Source organism: Oceanobacillus kimchii X50 (genome assembly GCF_000340475.1).
Lineage (GTDB): Bacteria > Bacillota > Bacilli > Bacillales > Amphibacillaceae > Oceanobacillus > Oceanobacillus kimchii.
This window is the reverse complement of sequence record NZ_CM001792.1, coordinates 2,100,940-2,125,039: the sequence shown is the minus strand read 5'-3', so window position 1 is coordinate 2,125,039 and position 24,100 is coordinate 2,100,940. Positions and strand designations below refer to the sequence as shown.

19 protein-coding genes are annotated in these 24,100 nt (G+C 33.5%); 14 read left to right on the top strand and 5 right to left on the bottom strand.

What is annotated here, in order from left to right:
• Positions 1 to 165: 165 nt before the first annotated feature.
• The gene (locus tag C794_RS11140) at positions 166 to 2,163 is read left to right on the top strand and encodes a methyl-accepting chemotaxis protein (protein ID WP_017797216.1); all 1,998 of its coding nucleotides are present in this window, start codon (positions 166 to 168) and stop codon (positions 2,161 to 2,163) included.
• Between the two features lie 383 nt (positions 2,164 to 2,546).
• On the opposite strand, the gene C794_RS11135 is transcribed toward C794_RS11140, so the two are convergent.
• Positions 2,547 to 3,317, bottom strand: coding sequence for a DeoR/GlpR family DNA-binding transcription regulator (locus C794_RS11135; RefSeq protein WP_017797215.1), 771 nt, complete (start codon positions 3,315 to 3,317; stop codon positions 2,547 to 2,549).
• A 256-nt stretch (positions 3,318 to 3,573) separates the two neighbouring features.
• On the opposite strand from C794_RS11135, the gene C794_RS11130 reads away from it, so the two are divergent.
• From C794_RS11130 to glpX, 6 genes are all read left to right on the top strand, one after another.
• Positions 3,574 to 4,689, top strand: a complete 1,116-nt coding sequence (locus tag C794_RS11130; RefSeq protein WP_017797214.1) for an erythritol/L-threitol dehydrogenase — start codon at positions 3,574 to 3,576, stop codon at positions 4,687 to 4,689.
• 30 nt (positions 4,690 to 4,719) lie between these two features.
• Complete coding sequence (locus C794_RS11125) at positions 4,720 to 5,994, top strand: MFS transporter (protein WP_017797213.1); 1,275 nt, start codon at positions 4,720 to 4,722, stop codon at positions 5,992 to 5,994.
• A 108-nt stretch (positions 5,995 to 6,102) separates the two neighbouring features.
• Positions 6,103 to 7,107 (top strand): dihydroxyacetone kinase subunit DhaK, encoded by a 1,005-nt coding sequence (locus tag C794_RS11120; RefSeq protein WP_017797212.1) that lies wholly within the window; start codon positions 6,103 to 6,105, stop codon positions 7,105 to 7,107.
• A gap of 24 nt (positions 7,108 to 7,131) precedes the next feature.
• On the top strand, positions 7,132 to 7,788 hold the full coding sequence (gene dhaL / locus C794_RS11115) for a dihydroxyacetone kinase subunit DhaL (RefSeq protein WP_017797211.1): 657 nt from the start codon (positions 7,132 to 7,134) through the stop codon (positions 7,786 to 7,788).
• A gap of 172 nt (positions 7,789 to 7,960) precedes the next feature.
• Complete coding sequence (gene rpiB, locus C794_RS11110; protein ID WP_017797210.1) at positions 7,961 to 8,446, top strand: ribose 5-phosphate isomerase B; 486 nt, start codon at positions 7,961 to 7,963, stop codon at positions 8,444 to 8,446.
• Between the two features lie 20 nt (positions 8,447 to 8,466).
• Positions 8,467 to 9,414: a class II fructose-bisphosphatase gene (gene glpX / locus C794_RS11105; protein WP_017797209.1), complete on the top strand. Its 948-nt coding sequence runs from the start codon at positions 8,467 to 8,469 to the stop codon at positions 9,412 to 9,414.
• A gap of 103 nt (positions 9,415 to 9,517) precedes the next feature.
• Here the strand turns inward: glpX and C794_RS11100 are convergent, their stop codons facing one another.
• On the bottom strand, positions 9,518 to 10,363 hold the full coding sequence (locus tag C794_RS11100; RefSeq protein WP_017797208.1) for a hypothetical protein: 846 nt from the start codon (positions 10,361 to 10,363) through the stop codon (positions 9,518 to 9,520).
• Complete coding sequence (locus C794_RS11095) at positions 10,363 to 11,358, bottom strand: glycosyltransferase family 4 protein (RefSeq protein WP_017797207.1); 996 nt, start codon at positions 11,356 to 11,358, stop codon at positions 10,363 to 10,365. The genes C794_RS11100 and C794_RS11095 overlap by 1 nt, the downstream gene beginning before the upstream one ends.
• A 258-nt stretch (positions 11,359 to 11,616) precedes the next feature.
• Between C794_RS11095 and C794_RS11090 the strand changes: the two genes are divergently transcribed.
• Together C794_RS11090 and C794_RS11085 are read left to right on the top strand one after the other, a co-directional pair.
• Positions 11,617 to 12,621 carry an alpha/beta hydrolase family protein gene (locus tag C794_RS11090; protein WP_017797206.1) on the top strand — a complete coding sequence of 335 codons (1,005 nt, stop codon included), beginning with the start codon at positions 11,617 to 11,619 and terminating at the stop codon, positions 12,619 to 12,621.
• A gap of 378 nt (positions 12,622 to 12,999) precedes the next feature.
• Positions 13,000 to 13,746, top strand: coding sequence for an NAD-dependent epimerase/dehydratase family protein (locus tag C794_RS11085; RefSeq protein WP_017797205.1), 747 nt, complete (start codon positions 13,000 to 13,002; stop codon positions 13,744 to 13,746).
• A gap of 42 nt (positions 13,747 to 13,788) precedes the next feature.
• On the opposite strand, the gene C794_RS11080 is transcribed toward C794_RS11085, so the two are convergent.
• Together C794_RS11080 and C794_RS11075 are read right to left on the bottom strand one after the other, a co-directional pair.
• A complete protein-coding gene (locus tag C794_RS11080; protein ID WP_017797204.1) occupies positions 13,789 to 16,089 on the bottom strand; it encodes a helix-turn-helix domain-containing protein in 2,301 nt (766 codons plus the stop codon).
• A gap of 37 nt (positions 16,090 to 16,126) precedes the next feature.
• Positions 16,127 to 16,783 (bottom strand): YesL family protein, encoded by a 657-nt coding sequence (locus C794_RS11075; RefSeq protein WP_017797203.1) that lies wholly within the window; start codon positions 16,781 to 16,783, stop codon positions 16,127 to 16,129.
• 278 nt (positions 16,784 to 17,061) lie between these two features.
• Between C794_RS11075 and C794_RS11070 the strand changes: the two genes are divergently transcribed.
• The 5 genes from C794_RS11070 (at position 17,062) to C794_RS11050 (ending at position 24,091) form a co-directional block, all read left to right on the top strand.
• A complete protein-coding gene (locus C794_RS11070; protein WP_017797202.1) occupies positions 17,062 to 18,576 on the top strand; it encodes an extracellular solute-binding protein in 1,515 nt (504 codons plus the stop codon).
• A 594-nt stretch (positions 18,577 to 19,170) separates the two neighbouring features.
• Complete coding sequence (locus C794_RS11065) at positions 19,171 to 20,106, top strand: ABC transporter permease (RefSeq protein ID WP_017797201.1); 936 nt, start codon at positions 19,171 to 19,173, stop codon at positions 20,104 to 20,106.
• A 21-nt stretch (positions 20,107 to 20,127) separates the two neighbouring features.
• Positions 20,128 to 21,006: a carbohydrate ABC transporter permease gene (locus C794_RS11060; RefSeq protein WP_026133790.1), complete on the top strand. Its 879-nt coding sequence runs from the start codon at positions 20,128 to 20,130 to the stop codon at positions 21,004 to 21,006.
• Positions 21,007 to 21,048: 42 nt separating this feature from the next.
• Entirely contained in the window at positions 21,049 to 22,536 is a 1,488-nt protein-coding gene (locus C794_RS11055) for a glycoside hydrolase family 28 protein (RefSeq protein WP_017797199.1), read from the top strand.
• Complete coding sequence (locus tag C794_RS11050; protein ID WP_039819631.1) at positions 22,517 to 24,091, top strand: glycoside hydrolase family 43 protein; 1,575 nt, start codon at positions 22,517 to 22,519, stop codon at positions 24,089 to 24,091. The genes C794_RS11055 and C794_RS11050 overlap by 20 nt, the downstream gene beginning before the upstream one ends.
• Positions 24,092 to 24,100: the final 9 nt, after the last annotated feature.

Genomic DNA, 24,100 nt, shown 5'->3' with positions numbered 1-24,100 from the left:
TAGGTGCTTATTTGCTAAATAGATATAATCTTATAGATAGGGAGTTCTATAATTATTCGACTTTTATGATTATTTTTATTTTTACACTTGCTGTTAAGTTATAGTGCTTTTGGTCGATATAAAGCTCATGATTGCACAATTACTTATAGCAGGAGGTAACACAACTTGAAGAAGAAAAAAGGAATCAAGAAATCAATTAGTTTAAGAAATAGATTAATAATAGCGTTTCTTATCATATTATTAATCCCTAGTATCGCAATCGGAGCAACTTCTTACCAAAGTGCAAAGAATAAGATTGAGGAAAGTATGTTAGACTCTGCCCAAAAGAGTGTAGAAATAATGAAACAAACCATTGATCAGTTTATGAATGACCAAATGGATAGTATCGAATACTTATCTACTGCAATTGATCCATCGGATATAGAAGATAATGCAGATGAAGCTACGGGCAGAATTCTAGAAAATATGCAAAATTCGAAAGATGTAGCTTTTGAACAAACATATGTAGGAACGGAGACGGGAGAGTTTATGAATTTTCCTACATCCTTTAAAAATCCACCAGATTATGATCCAAGAGAGCGACCTTGGTATCAACAAGCGATGGACAATCAAGGAGAAGTAATTGTAACAACTCCTTATGTATCAGCTTCTTCCAATCAAGTGGTGGTGACACTTGCGAAAGCTACTGCTAATAACGATGGTGTTGTGGCAGTAAACTTAGAGTTGGCTAGTTTGACAGATATAGTTAATTCAGTCACTATCGGTGAAGAAGGGTATTTGTTTCTATTAGATGAAGCGCAAAATTATATCAGTCATCCCAATTATGAGGCTGGTGCTGAAGCAACAGAAGATTTTTTCACCAAACTATATGACTCAGAAAATGGGAAGTTCAACTATCTTTTTGAAGGGGATCAAAAACAATTAGCATTTGCTACAAGTGAAATTACAGGTTGGAAAATAGCTGGGAGCATGTTTAATAGTGAAATAACGCATAATGTGAGCCCAATTTTAAATACGACAATCCTTGTTATTACGATTGCATTAGCTCTTGGAGGAGTATTAATTGTATTTATCATTCGCTCTATTTCTAAACCGATTTATCATCTTGTAAGTGCAAGTAACACGATAAGTCATGGAGACTTAAGCGATGAAGTACACTTACATCGAAATGATGAATTAGGCACACTTGCTCAATCGTTTAATAAAATGCGAGAAAACTTGAATGGAATTATACTTCAAGTTAGAGATAAATCAAATCATTTAGCATCTTCTGCAGAGCAATTAAATGCTAGTACAGAACAAAATACCTCAGCAACAGAACAAATTTCTTCATCCGTACAAGAAGTAGCTGAGGGGATGAATAGTCTAAATAACAATATAACGAAAAGTTCCAAATTAGCGAAGGAAATGACGGAGTCTATTTATACTATCGAATCGAGCTCGAATGAGGTTTCAAATACAGTTACCAATACCATTTCTGCTGTTAATGAAGGGAATAAAGCTCTGAATACGACAATTAGTCAAATGAAATTTATCAAAGAGAATACACATCAACTATCAAATAATATTCAAGATTTAGGTAATCAATCAGAAGAAATTAGCAAAATTATTGATGTTATTACAGATATTTCCGAGCAAACAAACTTGTTAGCTCTAAATGCAGCAATCGAAGCAGCCAGAGCAGGAGAGCATGGGAAAGGATTTGCTGTTGTAGCTGATGAAGTAAGAAAACTTGCCGAAAAGTCTTCCCAATCAGCTGAACAAATAAAGACAATGATTAACGCAATTCAATCGGAAACTGCGAATACTGTGAGTTCAATGAAAGCTGCAACAACAGAAGTTGAAAAAGGTATTAATATCGCAAATAATGCAGATCAATCATTCTCGAATATTACTGGATACGTGGATTCCATTACGAATCAAATTACGAGTGTAACTACTGAAATTGAAGAAATTTCTACTGCGACGAAACAATTTACTTCTATATTTGAAGGAGTAGCATCCATTGGTGACACAGTATCAAATGAAGCAGAAAATGTTTCTGCATCTACACAAGAACAACTTGCATCTATGGAAGAAATAGCAAATTCAGCATCTGATTTAACATCTGTAGCTGAGGACTTACAACAATTAGTAGAGAATTTTAAACTGTCTAGAAATTAAAGAACGTATCATTACACTGAAATGCGAGGATGAGGCTCCAGATTATATTATGGGCCACATCCTCGTTCGCAATTCTCGATTTTATTTTGAAGTAGTATAAGAAGATTGAAGATGAATAGGCTGCAGCTTTGAATATGTTTATTGAAATCGAGTTGTTACAGAGGATGAGAAAGAGCAGCAGGTTATAGATATTAAAGAAATTGTGGAATTAGATGAAATAACAAATTATAGATGGTGAATTCCAGGGTTTGGATTTAGAAAACCTCAATGGATGATTCAATAAAATTCATATAACTCTATAATCTATAAGCTTAAATTATCTTTGAGTAGAGCATAAAAAACGAAGACTTATATAAGTCTTCGTTTTTTATCGGATAAATTGTTTAAACTATGATTGTTTCTATCTGATGAGAATCTAATTTGCTATTAAATAACGGATCTATAGGTTGATCTGTTATTATTCGGTCTATCTGATCAAACTTTGCAAAAACAGCACTAGATGATTTCCCGATTTTTGTGGAATCAATAAGCGCAATTACTTTTGAAGCTCTCCGTATAATTTCTTTTTTTAATTGAACTTCATATAAATTAAAATCTTCTAAGCCATTTTCAAAAGATAGTGCATTTGCTGAAGTAAACATGATATCTATATTGACACTATCTAATATATCTATTCCTAGTGTACCTTCAATAGATGCTGATTTCTTTGTAACTACGCCACCAATTAAGATTGTAGTAATATCAGGGTTGTCTTTTAACTCAAAGGCGGTTTGAATTCCACTAGTTACTACAGTAACTCGTTTTGAAGATTGATTTAATAAACGAGCTAGTTCTAGTGCAGTGGAACTAGCATCTAATAATATACATTGTTTTTCTTCGATAAGTTCAAAAGCATTTTTACATATTTGTATTTTTTCTTCTTTGTTTCTCTTTTTCCTTGCACTAAAACTTGTTTCATTTTCATTTTCATCATTAATGACGGCACCACCATGTGTTCTTGTAAGTAAACCATCATTTTCCATTTTGTTTAGATCTGCCCTTAATGTAGCTTCAGATACCCCTATCTGTAATGCTATATCTTTCACAGTAATTCGTTTTTGTTCTTGTAATAGGTTAATAATTTTATTTCTTCTTTCACTAGCAAACATTTTCATGAAACTTCACCCTTAATAAGTAATCTAATTTCATATTAGGGTATTTTGTTCATTTAAGCAATAATGAAGTATATTTATTTTCGTTTTATTTTCGAATTATTTATTTATGATTATATATGAATTGAAATAATAAAATACGAAATAAATTATTGACAATTCGAAAATGAATGATAATATGTAACTATAAATTGAAAACGATTTCAATAAGATGAAAAATTGAAATTTGTTTTAAATAAATGTTAAGGGAGATGAAAGCATGGAGAAATCGGTAGAAAATAAAGAGAGCACTAAGCAGCAAGAGATACCAACACATATGAAAGCTGTTGTAGCATATAGCCCTAAAAATTATAAATTTGAAGAAAGGGTAGAAACTCCAAAACTAGAAAACGATAAAGAAATAATTATAAAGTTAGAGGCTTGTGGAATTTGTGCAGGGGATATTAAAGCTTATGATGGTGCGCCTAGCTTTTGGGGAGATGAAACACAACCGGCATATATTAAAGCTCCAATGATTCCTGGTCATGAATTTATTGGTAAGATTGTGCAAAAAGGGAATGAAGTATCTGATTTTGAAATTGGTGATCGTGTAATTTCTGAGCAAATTGTACCTTGTTGGGAGTGCCGTTTCTGTAATCGAGGCCAATATTGGATGTGTGAAAAGCATGATTTATATGGATTTCAAAACAACGTAAATGGTGGAATGGCGGAATATATGAAATTTACAAAAGAAGCGATTAATTATAAAGTACCAGAGGATTTGCCGATTGAAGATGCTATTCTCATTGAACCATATGCTTGTAGTTTACATGCCGTACAACGGGCGCAAGTACAGCTAGGAGATTTTGTTGTTCTGTCTGGTGCGGGTACACTTGGTTTAGGAATGATTGGTGCTATAAAAAAATCAGGACCTGCTAAGTTAGTTGTATTAGATATGAAAGAAGACCGTCTAGAACTTGCCAAACAATTCGGAGCAGATATTGTTCTTAACCCTAGTAAGACAGATGTTGTTCAAGAAATTAAAGATATGACAGAAGGCTATGGATGTGACATCTATATAGAGGCTACTGGGCATCCAAAATCAGTGGAGCAAGGATTACATGCTATTCGTAAATTAGGTAGATTTATAGAATTTAGTGTGTTTGGAGAACCTGTAACGGTAGATTGGAGTATTATTAGCGATCGAAAAGAACTAGATTTACTCGGATCACATCTTGGGCCATATTGTTATCCGTTAGTTATTGATGGAATTGCAAATGGAGATTTCCCTACTAGTGGAGTAGTGACACATCAACTTCCTTTAGAAGAGTTTGAGAAGGGATTCGAATTAATGAAAAAGGGAGATAAGTCACTAAAAATAATATTGAAACCGTAAGAGGTTTCCACTATAAAGGGGGAGAAACTTGTGCGAAGTTTAGGGCAAAATCAGACTTTTTTGGATAAGATTGGTATTCCTTCCAATTTAGTATGGGGTTATTTTGGAGTATTAATCTTCATGATGGGTGATGGATTAGAGCTTGCTTGGATTAGTCCGTACCTTGTAGATCAAGGATTAACTGTCCAGCAAGCAGCAGTACTCACTACATCTTATGGTGTAACAATTGCAATTGCAGCGTGGTTATCTGGAGTACTAGTAGAGGCATTCGGTCCAAGGAAAACAATGACAATGGGATTAGTATTATATCTACTCGGACACGTTCTGTTTGTTGGATTTGCTATGCCAAATTTAGTCTATGAATTAATGATTCCAACATACGCACTACGTGGCTTTGGATATCCGTTATTTGCATATTCATTTCTTGTATGGGTTACTTATCGTACACCAAAACATCAACTTGGAACAGCAGTGGGATGGTTCTGGTTTGTGTTTACTGGAGGACTAAGCGTATTAGGTGCATATTATTCTAGCTTTATGATTAATTGGGTTGGGCACATTCCTACTATGTGGAGTGCGGTATTTTGGGTATTGTTAGGGGCTTACTTTGCTTTAATTGTTAACAAAGATAAGTTTGACCTAGAAGAGAAGGAAAGCAAAAGTAGTAAATTTAAAGAATTGTTAAATGGAATAACTATTTTAAAGCGAGAACCTAAAGTCGCTGTAGCGGGTATTGTCAGAATAATTAACCAAGCGTCGCAATATGCGTTTCCTTTGTTTTTACCGATTTACTTATCAGGTCAAGGAATTTCAACAACAGTCTGGTTGAACATTTGGGGAACTATCTTTATTTCCAACATTGCATTTAATTTAATATTTGGTTATGTTGGCGACAAATTTGGATGGAGAAACACAATTACTTGGATTGGTGCGGTTGGATGTGGTGTATTTACGTTAATGATGTTCTATGTACCACAAGTGTTTACTGGAAATGTATTCTTAATTGGAGCAATTGGAATGTTATGGGGCGCATGTTTAGCTGGTTTTGTTCCACTTTCAGCTTTAACCCCATCTTTAGTTGGAGACGGGGACAAAGGCGCTGCAATGTCTATTTTAAATCTTGGAGCAGGATTATGTGTATTCGTAGGACCGGCACTTGTTGCTCTATTTTATGATTTCATTGGTACACAAGGATTAATGTGGTTACTTGCGGGATTATATTTTGCAGCAGCTATTATGACAAGATTCTTGAGATTACCTGAAGAAGAAATAGCAAAAGGTTCAAAGGATGAAGCTGTCGTTTAATAATGAGTAAACTATACACTGATATTGCGTGAACTCGTCTAATATTAGTGTAAACGCTTTATTTTGAAATTAAGATTAATTGAATCATAATGTGAGGTGCATACAATAATGAAAAAACTCTTAAATAATCCAAATCATGTAGTAGAAGAAATGTTAGAAGGTTATGTTAAAGCACATCCAGATTATATAAAACAATCAAATCAAAATAAACGTGCTCTAGTAACTACTCGACAAACAAAAGAGAATAAGGTTGGTATTTTGATAGGTGGAGGTTCTGGACATGAGCCTGGATTCCTAGGATATGTTGGTGAAGGAATGGCAGATGGAGTAGCAGTTGGAAATATCTTTGCATCTCCCTCTCCTGATCCGATTCTTGAAGTAACAAAGGCAATTGACAAAGGAGCTGGTGTTGCCTATCTGCATGGAAATTACGCTGGAGATGTAATGAATTTTGGTATGGCTGCAGAGATGGCAGATTTAGAGGAAGATATTGAAGTAAAGATTGCATTAGGCTCGGATGATGTAGCCTCTGCTCCGAAAGAAGAAAAAAAGAAGCGTCGTGGGATTGCTGGTGAGTTCTTTATTTTCAAATCTGCTGGAGCAGCTGCGGATTTTGGTTATGACTTAGACGATGTAATTCGAATGGCAGAAAAAGCAAATGAAAATTCTCGATCAATGGGAGTTGGTCTATCACCATGTGCTTTACCACAAACAGGTGAACCAAGTTTTGAGTTAGGTGAAAATGAAATGGAAATAGGTCTTGGTCATCATGGGGAACCAGGAATTGAAAAAGGACCATTAGCTACTGCAGATGAAGTAGCAGAAAGACTTGTAACGGATATTTTAACTGATATGCCTCTGACAAACCAAGATGAAGTAGCTGTTTTAGTAAATGGATTAGGCTCCACTCCACGAATGGAATTATATATTATTTTTCGAAGAGTAGAACAAATACTATCAGAAAAAGGTATTCATATCTATCGTTCATATGTTGGTGACTATATTACTTCTTTAGAAATGGGTGGATGTTCCGTTACTTTAATGAAACTAGATGATGAATTAAAGAAAGGAATTGATCACCCTGTCAATTGTCCAATGTTTGTTCAGAAGTAGACCAACCGAAATAGGAGGATTAACATGGAATTTACATCAAGAGAATTTAAAATTTTTTTTCATAATATCGTGGATATAATTGAAGAAGAAAAAGATTATTTATGTGAATTGGATCGTAAAATTGGGGATGGAGATCATGGTGTTACAATGTCAATCGGCTGGCAAGCAGTGAAGGAAAAATTAATGAGTGACCTATCGGATGAAGAAGATATAGCTAAGATAAATCTAACTGTTGGCAAGACATTTTTGAATGCAGTTGGATCATCAGTTGGGCCGCTTTATGCCACAGGATTTATGAGAGGTGCAAAACAAGTAAAAAATAAAACGATATTAAATGAAGAAGATTTAATCAATTATTGGATTGCTTTTACTAAAGGGATTAAAGAAAGAGGGCAATCCGATATTGGTGATAAAACGATGGTAGATACACTCGCTCCATTCGCTAGAGAATTAGAGTCAAAGTATAATATAACTGAGGACTTTTATGCTTCGTTTGAAAGTGCAGTTATAGAAGCAAAAAAAGGAATGGAATCAACAAAGGATTTAATTTCTAAAAAAGGCCGTTCAAGTAGGCTAGGAGAAAGATCGATAGGTGCTCAAGATCCAGGAGCAACGTCTTCTTATCTTATTCTTCAAGCATTTTTATCCTTTATAAAAGAACAACAGTCACAAGCCAGTTAATATTAATTTTAAAAATAAATAAAAAAGGAGTCAGATCAGAAATTCTGATTCTTTTTTTTGATAAAAAACAATAAATACGAAACAAAATAAAAATAAACGAAAATAAACAATTGAAAATATTTGTATCATGAACTAAAATGAAAATATAAAGTGAAAATTAGGAGGATACAACATGAAAATTGGAATTGGTAGTGATCATAATGGATTTGACCTAAAAGAAGCCATTAATCGATACTTATCTGGAACAGATCACGAAATAGTAGATTATGGTTGTTATTCTTGTAATGTTGTTGATTATCCGGATGTTGCATTTGAAGTTTCCAAAGCAATTAGTAATGAAGAAATTGATAGAGCAATTTTAATTTGTGGTACGGGTATCGGTGTTTGTATAGCTGCTAATAAATACCCTGGCATTCGTGCTGCTCTTGCTCACGATGTTTATTCTGCAGAAAGAGCGCAATTAAGTAATAATGCTCAAGTAATCACGCTGGGTGCTCAAATTATTGGTGAAGAAGTAGCTTTAAAAGTTGTAGAAGCATATTTAAGTGTAAACTGGCAAGAAGGATCAAAGCGAAAAGTCGATAAAATAACGGATAATGAGAATAAATTTTTAGCGAAACAAAATCAAGAAGTAGCTGCAGATACACATTGTAGCTAAATCCAAGGGGGATGTGCTCCATGCAGTCTTTACTATTTGATTTTTTAAGAGTTACTGAGTTAGCAGCGATTGCATCAAAACCATGGGTAGGAAGTGGTGATAAAATTTCTGCTGATGGAGCTGCAACGAAAGCGATGAGAGAACAATTAAACAAAATGAAAATGGATGGAACGGTTGTTATTGGAGAAGGGGAAATAGATGAGGCTCCAATGCTTTATATAGGGGAAAAGGTAGGTCTAGGTAATGCATTAGCTGTCGATATCGCTGTAGATCCAATAGAAGGCACAACACCAACAGTAAATGGCCAGCCAAATGCTATAACAGTAATTGCAGCTGCACCTGAAAGTACATTATTACATGCGCCTGACATGTATATGAAAAAAATTGTAGTAGGTCCTAAAGCAAAAGGGGTTATTGATATAGAAGCAACTCTGGAATTAAATATTTCTAGAGTTGCAGATGCAACAGGAAAAAAAATTGAGGATTTAAATATCCTTATTCAAGATCGAGCAAGACATCAAAAATATATTGATAAGATCAGAAATATTGGAGCCAACGTAAATTTATTTTCGGATGGCGACGTCATATATGCAGCAGCTACATGTATGGAAGAATTAGATATTGATATGTTTTATGGAATTGGAGGAGCCCCTGAAGGTGTGTTAGGAGCTGTAGCAAGTCGTTGTTTAGGAGGAGAAATGCAAGCAAAGTTAATGCCTCGAAATGAAGATGAAATTAAAAGATGTAATAAGATGGGGATATATGAAATGGAGGTACCGTTGAGTCATCAACAATTGGTCTCAACAGATGATTGTATATTTTCTGCTACAGGAATTACCTCTAATTTATTTTTAAAAGGAATTCAGAGAAAGAATGAGCATTATATAACACATTCAGTTCTTGCAGATGGTAAAACTAAACAGCTGCGTTATATTGAAAGTAATTATCCAATGATGCAACTTGTATAATTTACAAATTATAAAAAACAGCGATGAATCATTCATCGCTGTTTTTCTATTTCATGAAAATTAGACCGTATTTTTCCTGCATGTAATTAGCACTTTATCTATTCTATTGTGGTTTAAAGTGCTTTACTCGTTTTTCAAGAAATTTAATGCTGTTATCTGGGGTTAACAACATTATTTTTTTAAATATCGGATCGTTAAAAAATATATCTAATTGCTCAATAACTCCTTGACTTATTAATTTCTTCTGATTTAAATAACGATCTATTTTTCTTAATTTTTCCTGATCGTCTCCTTGTCTTGCTACTCCAATATGAAAACCATGCGGAGGTCGAAAAAAATGTTCCTCAATTTTCCCAAAACCAATACCTTTCTCGATAATTTTATATAGAAATTCTTCATCGTATCGTAACTCTTTTACCTCATTATATAATTTATTAGGATTATTCAAGTAATATTGAATAATTGGATTCATCTTTTTATAGTAGTCTTTTACTTTGAAAAAATGGAGCCCTGTAAGTCGTTTTGAGTTGGGACGAATTGCATTACTATAAGGAACGCCGATTTTCTTGGAATGCTTTTTATGAACGTCTAATAAAGTTGGCTTTTCTCGAATAATTAAAAAGTCGATATCTCCAATATAAACATACTTAAAGTCCTTGAATTCCTCATAAGGAATTAAAAAACGCAACATAGTTCCAATACTACCTACCATTTTTGATGGGTCTTCTAGATTAATATATTCGCCTAGATACCCTTCAACAACTTCGAAATTAGGTGAAACTTGATTTCGGATTAGTTCTAAGGCTGTATTTTCATTTGCTGAAAGAGGATCTTTAGAAAACACCTTCACATAGTAATTAGGATAGCTTTTTAAAATGCTATAAATATAATAGGGAGCATATCGGGTGTAGTTTCCAAAAACATAAACAGCTATACATATTTTTTCCATTAACGTTCACCACCTATATTGAATAATGTATATAACCAGTCTTCAATATTGTGTTCTATAGTCCAGTTGTTTTCTATATTTTTTCGAATTTCTTTTTTTAGGGTTTGATGAAGTTTTTGATTAGCTTTTAATTGATTAATTTTATTTATAAATTTTCTAGGGTCATCGGAGTTAAGAATTAATGTTTTTGCATTTGGCGATGCCCAGTCTTTAATGATGCCAATATTAGTTCCTAATACAGGTATTCCACAAGCGTAAGCTTCCATAGCAGGGTTTGGTAGACCTTCATTTACTCCAGTAACGAGTAATAAATCAATGGAGTTATAAAATGTTGGCATATCTTCTCTATCGATTCGAGTTTCTTTTGTTGCTTCTTTAAATTGAACTGTAGAGTCATCTTTAAAATGATCTTTTATTGCTTTATATACCGTGTGGTAATTCTTCGATCTTTTATCGGCATTACCTACCCAACCAATCGTAAATGTCGATGTATCTGTTTTAGTTAATGGCATTGGCTTAAATTTGTCTGTTTCAACAAAAGCTTTAATATATTCTACATGTTTATCTGGACAGTATTTTTTAATTGTATTGGCTAGTTTCCTATTAACGGCACCAATCCTATCTATTTTATTAATTACTTGTTTGATGTACCGATAATTTGGCTTGATTTTCTCAGACCATTCACGAAAATCGTCTTGGTTTGTGGCTAGATAACTATATGAACCAGCAACAGAAGAATATACATGGACATTGTATTGAATTAGGCGTTCAGCTGTCCACAAACCTAAGGTTGATATAACTTCATATTCTTTGTTAATTACTTTAACGCCTTTTCCCTTTACTAAGTTTATAAAATCATGATAAGACATTATTTCTAAGTTCGGGTGATATTTCTGCAAAAGCAATGCTCTTTGTCCTTGAATCCACCATAGTCGATCATAGATTAGGATATGCTTTCCTTTTATTTGGCTGCCGATTATTGATTTATTTATCATTATGATTTCCTCCAGTAATTAAATAACATCTTATACATAGTATGAAATAGTAATTTAGAGGTGTTAGGAGAAGTGCGTAAAAAAGCTATAATTAGTTTTTCACCTTTATCACGCATGTAGATGGTAATAACTTCAGCGAATAAAAGTGCTTAAAGTTCACACTATATTATCTAAAAATTGAACAGCAATCTATATTTGTCAGAAAAGTATATTATAATTATAGGATTAGAGATTAATTAAATATAGGGAGGGAGAATATTGAATAGGGTAAATAGATTTTTAAATCAACAGTACAATAACACCACTCATTCCATAAGTGGAGGCAATCAACAAGAAGATATAAAAGATTGTGTCAAGGAAGCTTTAGGAAGTTTTCAAAATGAGAATAATGAATTTAACCCAAAGATACTGGAAAAAAGAAAAATGAAAAATTATAAATTGATATGTGTTGAAATTATGTCTATCTATCCGCTAAGAATTCCGTTTTATATACTTATCCCCAATAAGAAGAAACGAAAGCTTCCTGTTGTTCTAGCGCTTCATGGCCACGGCCATGGAATGAAAGAAGCTATTGGTCTAAACACGGATAATGTAGATAGTGACTTTACAGGTATTCATAATAAATTTGCTGCAAAAATAGTACAAATGGGTGTAATTGTTGTAGTACCAGGGATTATTGGTTTTGGGGACCGTAGACTGGAAGAGGATATGAACGCAGTACCACCATGTGAAAATTCATGTTTTAAAATTGCAAGTCAGCTATTGTTAATGGGAAAGACAATTGCAGGTTTGAGGGTTCATGAGTTAATACGGGTGTTAGACTATATTCAAACTATTAAAATGGTTGATCAAGAGAAAATAGGATGTTTCGGTTTTTCTGGCGGGGGATTAATTGCGGCATTTACTTCAATTCTTGATGAAAGGATAAAGGCAACCGTACTTAGTGGATATTTGAGTACTTTTAAAGGAAGTATTATGCACAGAAGACATTGCCTTGATAATTATATACCAGGAATACTTAAAATTGGAGAGATGGATGAGTTAATTTCTTCAATTGCTCCAAGGCCACTTTTTATAGAATCAGGAAAGGAAGATCAGCTTTTCCCCTTGCATCAAGTAGAAATAGCTATGAAAAACCTATTAGAGATTTATAAGGGAAAAGGAGCAGAATCTGAGTTAGAATACCATTACTTTAATGGAGGTCATGAAATCAATGGGGAAAAATCCTTTTATTGGCTAATACAGAAACTCTTATACAATTAATTATCTTATACAGGGCAGACAGCTCCGATTTAGATATTCAAAATTAGATTAACATACAACTTCTAAATAATGGGTATATTACTTATGGGAATGAATTTCATAGTTACCAAGTCTATATTAGAAACCGAATACTTAATGGAATTTAAATATTATTGTGCGGATTATAGAAAAACATGATTTTGATTGTAATGAAACACGGTGATCTACAGGAAGAGCACTGAGCTTGAAAATCCACAATGAAAAGGTGGGCCTCTTTTCCTAGTTAGTTGCAGCCGTCTCTGCTAAAAAGCAGTCGGCTGCAATGGAAATTAAATAGCACAATGTTCAGATTTTTTACCAAGTATCTTAATTATGAAATTGATGCATGGAGGTGTCTATATGAAAAAAGTTGTTTTAATAGGTGGTAGCGGAACAATTGGGACAATCTTACAAAAGGGGTTAAAACGGGAATTTGATGTTCATAGTCTTGATATTAACGTTGATGAAAATAATGATAACGCTAAGAAAACAGATGCCAAGAATTTGGCAGAACTTATCGATAACATACCAAGTGGAACAGATGTATTAGTAAATCTGTTATCCACTGGTAATGCTGGCAGTCTTGTTAATATTTCTGAGATGAATAATATGGTCGATGTCTACTTCAAAGCTTCTTATAATATTCTTAAGGCAGCAGTCGAATTAAATATTCCAAAGGTTGTTTTTGCAAGTAGTAATCATGTTACGGATTACTATGAGTCTGGGGGGAAATCAAAGTTGGGAAGAAAAATTAATGTAAACGATTATCCGTATTCAGAAGGATTGTATGGAGTACTTAAACTAGCTGTAGAAAATATAGGTTTTGCGTTTAGTAACCAATATCCTCTTTCGGTTATCAATTTGAGAATTGGAAGTGTAAAATTAAATGAGAAAAAAGAAATTTATAAAAATATAGAACGTAATCGTCATACATGGCTTTCAGAAGTAGATACAGTTACCTTGTTTAAAGATGCAATTATAAGTGATATTGAATATGGAACATTCTATGGTGTTTCTGATAATCCTGATAAACCATGGTGTAGCGATAATGCGAAAGAAAAACTAGGGTTTATTTCAAAAGTAAATTCAATTGATATAATTAACTGAACATAATGATCAGGATAGAAAGCGATCTGTGATAGGCACTTTCTATCCTGATTTTTTATGCTCCATTCTATATTTACCAGGAGTAATCCCTTCGATTTTTCTAAATGAGCGTATGAAGTTTTGGGAATTATTGTATTGCAACTTTATAGCAATATCTTTAACGGATAAATCTGTATCCAACAACCAATTTTTTGCTATGTTTAATCTATATTTCAATAAATATTCACTGAATGTGGTTTTCATCTCTTTTTGAAAGATACTACTAAGGTAATTAGGATTATAATGTAGCCTAGCTGCAATGGAATCCAAAGATATAGCTGTATCATATTCTTTTTGTATTATATGAATAATTTTATCCGAAATGGTTTTGTATTTGGATTCAGTACGTTCCTCCACTTTTTCGATAATAGGATAAATAAGATTTTCTTTAAACCATTTCTGTAAATCATCTGAGGTTCTTAGATTTTCCAGTTCATGAACTAAAGGTCTTTCATCTAGTTTTTTTAGTTCTACACCTAATAATTGTTTTAATTCTATTAAGTCATACAGAAATTTAATTATAAATATCTGATATTGGTTATGATTAAACTCCTTATCAAATAAGGTGTTAAATAAGGCTTTCAATCCTTTATCTGCTTTTTCACGATCAGCGACTTTAATGGAATCAAAAATGGAATTTTTATTCGTTGTTGGTAGTTGTCCACTGAAATTATGATTCCTGTCTAAATTTTCATAAAAAATAATCGATTCTTTACCTAATTTCAGTCTATATTTTAGTGATTCCATTCCTTGTTTATAAGCATCTTTTGTCGTGATTAATTCGGTGTATGGAAGGCTAATGCCGATACTAACAGGAAGATCAAATTCTTTGCGAATTTTAGATTGAATCATCTGTGCTAATTCATTTAAGTAGAAATGGTATTCTTCTTCAGACTCAATGTTCAATGTAAGTATTGTTACTTGTGTTCGGTTAATAACTACAGGTGTAAACCGTATCTCCTCTTCTAAGGTATCTTCAATCATAGCATTAATTGCAAATAGAATTACATCTTCTTCCTTTAATTGGTAGTTGGACTCATCTAACGAATCAATTTGCAATGTAAATAAGGAAAGCCTCGTCCACGATTGATAATAATTAAATGATTTTAATTTTGCCGGAATTTCCTCACGTTTCATCTTACCTTGTAATAACCGTATAATAAAGAATTGTCTTAGTTGGGTAATTTGATTTTGTAGTCGGGATTCTAATTCTACATTTTTATCAAGCATTTGTTCGATATTAAATCTTATTAAATCAAATTCATTTTTAGTTTTTGTACTAAATTTAGCGGAGGTAAAAGTTTTGGTAAAGAAGTCTTGCAAATGCCGAATCGGCTTATAAAATATACTAATACCGATAATTGCTACAATTAGGGATATGATCAATAAAATACTGCAAACTAACAATGTAAACCATCCGATAGAACTGGATTGCTTATTAAGATCACTTATTTTAACCAGTGATACGTATGTCCAATTATTATAACTAGATGTTCTATACGTTACTTTATAATCTATATCTTCAATTGTCGAATTGAATTGACCTTTACCTGTGTTCACATCTATAAGAGAATGGAAATCTTCATTTTCGTTTATGTTGGTGCCTACACTATCTGGATCACTATGTGCGATAATTTGATTAGACTCGTCCAATATAATGAACGTTTCCGATACTATTTGCTCGGCCATGATATTATTTAAAGTACAAGTGGGGATTAATGCACCAACCATTCCAGTTTTGTCTGATGTAAGAAATGGAAGTTTCTTAATTAGATTTATATAATAGTTACAATTATCACGAGCATCATGAGTTAGAACGATGTCATCGTATTCTTCCAAAATCCAGTAAGATGACTTTTGGTAAGTCATATATTTTTCGTGAATTTTATTATAATTATTATGTTCAAGGCGAAGAAGGCCATTGTTATTAATGAGCCATTCATGTTTCAAACTAACCATAATTACATCTTGAATACCTGTTTCTAAAGTCTGCAGTTGTCCCAATTCCTGTTTAATATTGTGGTATTTAATAAATTTTTCAGCATTTAAAGGGTCTCTCAGTATATCTTGTGTAGATGGAGAGCGGACAAAATGTGTAAGAGAGTTATCAACGCTTTTTAAAACTTGCTCGACGTTAGTTTGTATTTGATAAACACTTTGTTGTTTCTCTTCTGCTACATTAGCTTCGATAATTTCTGAAGATCGTAAATAAGAAAAAACGCCAACTAATATTACGGGAACAGTACTTAATACGATTAAAAATGTAATTAATTTATAATAATGCTTAATTGAATTTTTTTTCATGTACATCTACCCCAATTAGTGCATACTTTTTGAAGCTCTAAGTCGTACTGTTTTTTGCTTGCTGATTCTCCATGTTTCTTTTTTTATCAAGGTTTTTAAAGGATAAATACGAAATTCCCATAATTACTAATCCTGTTGTACTAATTGAAAAAAAAGGTATAAGACCAGGAATACGCATAAATAGATAATATAATCCACTAATTACTATCATCATAGTAATTGTATAATGTAAATTAGTAAGTCCAATTAAGATTGCATACTTAATATATAGCCATCGCGATAAGTTGTAATTTACATATAAGGGAAATATGTAAAGAATTAGAACTAAATAAATAAATCCACATAAAAATAGCCCACTTAGCAATAACGGGTATATCGGATGTTCTGTAATCGAACCAAGAAATGATAGGTCGACAAGGAGAATGAGTCCAATTGTTACAATAATAATGGTAAATATATTCGATTTTAAAAATTCCTCTTTATAGGTACTCCAGAAAGTCTCAAATATTGGTATCTCGGTTTCTTTTTTTAACCACTTTCTAATAACTCTGAACATAGCAACGGTGGCAGGTGTGAAACCGATTACAATTAATCCCAATAACGTAAATAGCCCCCAGAGAATATTTAAATACGCCATTCGCATTATCCAAAGACATAACCAATAAAAATTGCCCCAAATGCCTCCAACTTCCATAAATCAACCCTCCCTCTATAATAAACATCTACTGTGTTTATTAATGATAGTAGCACAATAGATTTGCAATACAATAATCATATCAACACATCCATGATACCGCTTTCAAATAAATTGATTATTTTTTAACTAAAATCTAATAAAATGATTGATTAATGTTGTTAATTATATCTAAATTATAAAAATTCTGCAAATTGTGAGAAAGTGATTATGTACAACTTTAATTTTTTTAAATAACATTAAACTATCACAAATAAATTTTAGGGAGGTTTAGATTTATGAACAAAATAAGATTTTTATTTACTAGTTTTTTTCTTATTTTAATTTTTGTTTTAGCAGCATGTAATAACGAAAATGCATCAAGTGAGGGAAATAGTGATGATTTTGCTGAAGATGAAGTTTATTCGTTTTCCATTATGGCAAATCTTCATACGCCAGAAGTACCCGGAGATGTCATTTTGGATATTTTGGAAGAAAAAACAAACACGGATATCGAATTTCAGTGGGTACCAGATAATAACTATGAAGATAGGTTAAACACAGCATTTGCTACGAATACACTTCCAGAAGCAGTCTTTATGAAAAATCAATCAACATTTATGCAATTTAAAGATGCAATTAGAGATGATCAATTTTGGGAAGTAGGCCCCTATTTGGAAGAATTTGAAAATCTAAGTAATCTGAAAGAAGAAGTACTAGAAAATACTAAAGTTGATGGCAAAATCTATTCTTTATATCAAGGAAGACCATTATCAAGACAAGGAATTATTTACAGAAAAGATTGGGCTGACAATCTAGGTCTTTCGGCTCCAACAACGACTGACGAGTTTATGGAGATGGCACGAGCTTTTACTGAAGAGGATCCAGATGGTAATGGTAAAGATGATACATTTGGACTCACCGATCGAAGTGATTTGGTTTATGGAGCGTTTAAAACAGTAGCCTCTTGGTTTGGCACTCCCAATAATTGGGGTGAAAAAAATGGAGAGTTAGTCCCAGAGTTCATGTTTCCAGAATATAAACAAACGATGGATTTTTTTAAAGAAATGCATGAAAGCGGATACATTAACAAAGATTTTCCGGTGACAAGTAAAGTTGATCAGCAAGAATTTATTAAAAATGGATCTTCAGGTATATATGTTGGATCTATGGGTGATGTTGTAACACTATATAATGATGCTGCAGCTATTAATCCTGATGTAGTATACGATGTCCACAATCAAGTTCAAGGACCTAATGGTGAATATAATACATGGGCAATTCCTGGATACGGTAACTTAGTAATGTTTCCAAAAAGTACGGTTGAGTCTGAAGCAGAATTGAAAAGACTACTTGGATTTTTTGATGCATTAATGGATCCAGAACTAGCAAATACCATTTATTGGGGAGTGGAAGATGAACATTATTCTGTAAAAGAAGGTGGAGCCGTCCCAACTGAGGATCAGGCCTTATATGATAGAGAAGTAAAGCCTTATCAAGCGATTGAAATTGGAGAGGCAGAGACTAATGGTAGATATGAAGGATTTTTTGAATACGAGGCAAAGGCGAAATCAGAAGAATTGTTCAAGGATAATGAGAACTATTTAATTCATGATCCAACGATCACATTAGATTCTGAAACTAATATTCAAGATGGTGCTAGACTACTGCAAATCATGACAGATGCAACTTATCAATATATCCTTGGACAAATCGATGAAGAAGGATTTGATGTCGCTATAGAAAATTGGAAATCTCAAGGTGGAGAGGCGATCATTAAGGAATTTAATGCTTCTTATGCAGAACAGAACTAATCCAAGTACGAGTTTTTGACATTATAATTATTAAAGATTTAACGGCCTTTTCTTAATAATCAATAGGGAAGGGTCGTTATAATTTACAATTTAAAGAACGTTATTAAATCAACTTCTCTGTCCTGATTGTAACAGGCAGGAATACTCCAGTTTCAAAGATGATGAAGCTTAGACAAAGAGGAAAAGTGGGAAAAGAATGCCCTCTGATAAAGATCACTTTTGGTGATATCAGGAATAGGCTCGCGATTTCGTTCTTTGTATCATTTTACAAGGATGTTTATTGATATTAATGAGAATGTGCAGATGAATTAATTGCGACTTGATCATTTTTTAATCGTAGTTCTACTATGAGATACATAGATTCTTTTCCTTGTTTATTCTTCATTTTTAATAATAATTTACAAACAATAATCATTAACTAAGAAATTCATCTATTTCAATTTAATAAAAGAAGTTTCAATGAGTTGATAACATAATGATTATCGAAGATACAGTAGGATGAAATTAAGATTAATTAAAAGCAGATTTGTAAAAATAAAGGACTGTCAAGGAATATACTTTCTGGACACGCCTGTTAAAGAGAGGGAGTTGAGAATGGAAAGTGCCACAATTAAGAAAGGTCGAAAACATGAAATATTACGAAACATCAAGAAAAACAAATTGATTTATTTGATGATCCTTCCGGGAATTGTTTATTTTTTTATCTATAAATATTTACCGATGTCGGGATTAGTGATTTCCTTCCAAGATTACAAACCCTACTTAGGAATTAGTGGAAGTGACTGGGTAGGATTTGAGCATTTTGAACGTCTGTTTACTAGTCCAGATTTTTGGATGATTTTTAGAAATACACTCATACTATTTGCTTTACAAATTATTATTTTTTTTCCTATCCCAATTATCATTTCTTTAATGTTAAATGAAGTGAGACATTCCTTGTACAAGCGGGGGATACAAACACTTATATATATTCCTCATTTTATGTCCTGGGTTGTAATCGTTTCCATTAGTTATGTAATGCTAACGTTGGATGGGGGAATTATCAATTCATTAATTGAGTATTTTGGATTCGAAAAAATAAATTTTTTAATGAATGAAGAATGGTTTCGACCAATGTACATTCTTCAGGTGATTTGGAGGGAAGCTGGTTGGGGAACAATCATCTTTTTAGCAGCGATTACAGGTGTAGATCCGCAACTGTATGAAGCAGCAAAAATGGATGGTGCCAATCGATTGCGACAGATGTGGCATATCACATTACCAGCAATCAGAAGTGTTATTATCATCATGCTAATCCTGAAGATTGGTGATGTGCTAGAACTTGGTTTTGAACATGTGTATTTATTATTAAATGCTTCGAATAGAGAAGTTGGAGAAATATTTGACACATATGTGTATACTGCTGGATTACAACAAGGACAGTTTAGTTACAGTACAGCTGTGGGTTTCTTTAAAGGGGTGGTCGGACTTATATTAGTAATTTTTGCAAATCGACTAGCAAAACGTTTTGGTGAAGAAGGAATCTATTAATATTTTTGAAAGGAGGAGTTCATATTGCGAGATAAAATATCAGTAGGCAGTAAGATCTTTGACGTTGTCAATTACACATTATTGGGGTTATTAGCACTAGTTATGGTTATTCCTTTTGTCCATGTAGTGGGTAGCTCGTTTGCAACGAGTGCGGAAATTGCAGAGACAAGTTTTCTATTATTTCCAACAGAATTTTCTTTGAATGCATACAAATATATCTTTTCCACTGACACTATTCTTCGTGCATTATTGATTTCTGTTACGGTAACAGTAGGAGGAACATTATGGAGTATGTTTTTATCGACACTAACAGCATATGGATTGTCAAGAAAAGATCTGGTCGGGAGAAGATTCTTTAATTTTTTGATCGTATTTACTATTTTGTTTAATGGAGGAATGATACCTACTTTTCTAGTGGTTGAACAAACGGGATTATTAAATTCTCTTTGGGCTTTAATTATCCCCGTTTCCATTAATGCATTTAACATGATTATTTTAAGAAGTTTCTTTATGAATCTTCCTGCTGGATTAGAAGAATCAGCAAAGATAGATGGAGCAAGTGATTTTGGGATTTTATTCCGAATTGTAATCCCATGTTCACTACCAGCCATTGCTACCATTTCATTATTTTATGCTGTAACTTATTGGAATACGTATATGCACGCTATTTTATATATTAGTGATTCTGCTAAATGGCCAGTTCAAGTGTTGTTAAGACAGATAGTAGTTCTAGCGAGCGGTATCAATTATGATGGTGCGACATATACAGATGTACCTCCACCAGAAGTGACCGTAAAAATGGCAACCATTGTTGTCGCTACAGTGCCAGTTCTACTTGTATATCCATTTTTGCAAAAGTATTTTGCAAAAGGAGCATTACTAGGTTCGGTAAAAGGTTAGAAGGACCTGAATAAATAATGGAATGAATGGAGGGTGGTGTTTATGTTTTGTAATATCACTGACTTTGGAGCAAAGGGAGATTCTATCACAGATAATACTGAATTCATTGCATCTGCAATCAAGAGATGTGCTGACAGTGGAGGAGGTACGGTCTATATTCCAGCAGGAACGTATTTGACGGGACCAATCCTTTTGGTTAGTCAATTAACAATTTATATTGAATCAGGAGCCAAACTGGTATTTAAAGATGATTTTTCAATTTATCCACCAGTTAAAACAAGATGGTCGGGGTATGAATGCTATGGATTTTCACCATTGTTATATGGTAATGGTTTAACGAATGTGTCAATTTTAGGGGCAGGTCGTATAGATGGCCATGGTGGAGCTTGGTGGGAAGTACATCATTTATTAAGAAAAGGAGAAGAATATGATCACCCACAAACGAAGAAGATAGCTGAATTAAATACATTTTTAACTGAGCCTAAAAATACCAATCTTGTAGAATGGTCATCACAATTTCTTCGACCACCTTTACTTCAAATGTACGATTGTAATTCAGTAACTTTGGATGGTATTACATTAGAAAATTCACCGTTTTGGAATACACATTTCGTATATTGCAACAATGTTACTATTCACAATGTTAAATTCAAAAACCCTTCGGATACACCAAATGGGGATGGATTAGATATTGATTCTTGTTCAAATGTTCGAGTATCAGATTGTCACTTTGATGTGGGTGATGATTGTTTAGCATTTAAGTCTGGAATCAATGAAGATGGTAGGAGGATAGGCAAGCCGACTGAAAATGTGACAGTTACAAACTGCACGATGCAAAATGGACATGGTGGAATTGTAATGGGAAGTGAGAATTCTGGTGGTATTCGAAATATTGCAGTATCGAATTGTATGTTTATCGGTACTGATCGTGGCATCCGCATAAAAACGAATAGAGCCCGCGGAAGCTACATTCGTGATATTTTAATCAATAATATCTATATGGATAGTGTTCTCTGTCCATTGGCGATTAATTCATTCTATAGACATGGTGTGGATAAAAATGATTATTCATTGAATGATGCTACAGTTATAAAAGTAACAGATAAAACTCCGCGAATTGAGAATATTCATGTCAGTAATGTAACAGCGAGAAATTGTCGTTCAGCTGCAGGATTTATTTATGGACTTCCTGAGATGTATGTGAAAGATATTACTTTACGTCATATTTTATTTGAGATGACAACTAATCCAGATGAAAAAGGCGGGGAGCCAGATATGGTAAAAGAACCGTTATTCATGGCTGGAGAAGGCGTTTATTGTAAGTATGTCGATGGAATTGAATTTCATCGTGTCAGGATTGAAACAAGACAAGGACCTGCTCTTCACTTAGAAAACGTTATTAATGTAGAATTAGATCATTTAATTATGAAAAGCAAACACCGAAATACTCCTATAGTTACAGTCAAGGATGTAGCTAATGTATGGACTAATCAAGGTAGTAAGGAGGCGCATGAATTTGAAAACATTTAAAAATCCAATCATTCCTGGTTTTTACCCTGATCCTTCCATTTGTAGGGTAGACGAGGATTATTATTTAGTAACTTCAACATTTGAATACTTTCCAGGGGTTCCGATTTTCCACAGTAGAGATTTAGTGAATTGGAAACAGATTGGTCATGTATTAGATCGACCATCCCAACTGAATCTTAATGCTATACCTTGTTCAAGAGGGATTTACGCACCTACCATTAGATATCATAATGGAATTTTCTACATGATTACAACCTTTGTTGAGAGTAGAAAAGGACTAAGAAGAGATTTTTATGTTACTGCAGAAGATCCATCCGGGCCTTGGAGTGATCCAAATTGGTTGGGTACAACACCTGGTATTGATCCTTCTTTATTTTTTGATGATGATGGAAAAGTTTACTATACCGCAAATCGTCAACCACCAGATGGACAAGAGTATCCGAAACATATGGAAATCTATCTGCAGGAATTAGATTTAGAAAGCAAGCAATTAATAGGTGATAAGTACAGCTTGTGGGATGGTGCGTTGAAAAATGCTCATGCACAAGAAGCGCCACATCTATATAAAGTGAATGGCTGGTACTATTTAATGATTGCAGAGGGTGGTACTGGGTTTACTCATGCGGTTACCATAGCAAGAAGTAAATCTGTATTTGGACCATATGAATCCGCAAAAACAAACCCAATATTGACACATCGACATTTAGGAAGAGAACATCTGATTAGTAATATCGGGCATGCTGACATTGTTGAAACACAAAAGGGAGATTGGTGGATGGTATGTCTTGGTTCGCGCCCTTATGGAGGGCATTATCGTAATTTAGGAAGAGAAACATTTCTTGTCTCTCTGATTTGGGAAAATGAATGGCCTGTTATCAATCCTGGAAAAGGGATCGTTGAAGTGGAATCGGCTTTTCCTGATTTAGAAGAAGAAATATGGCCGAAAGCTCCAGAGAGGGATGATTTTGATTCAACAACACTTTCATTACAATGGAATTTCATCCGAACACCATATGAACCATTCTGGTCTTTAAAAGAGCGCCCAGGCCACTTAAGATTAAGATTAAAATCAGAATCTATTATAGATCGAGTTAATCCAAGTTTCATCGGGAGACGACAACAACATAAAAGTTTTGTTGCTACTACATTACTGGAGTTTGTTCCAGAGAAAATTGGAGAAGTAGCTGGGATCGTTTTACTACAAAACAATAATTTTCAATTTCGGATGGAACTTATGCTAGATAATAATTCTAACACTATACAACTAGTAAGAAGAGATAATGGGGTAGATCAGGTGATTTCTCAACATCAAACCAGTGAGAGTAAATTATATTTAAAGGTAGAGGCAAAAGAGCAAGACTTTTATTTTTATTATGGAAAGTCACTCAATTATCTTCAACTACTTGCAACTCAAGATGGAAGAATATTAAGTACCGATATAGCTGGTGGATTTGTGGGGACCTATATAGGCATGTATGCCAGTAGCAATGGAAAGGTAAGTAATAATAAAGCAGATTTTGACTGGTTTGAGTATAGAGGAACTTTTCAACAATAAGTTATAGAA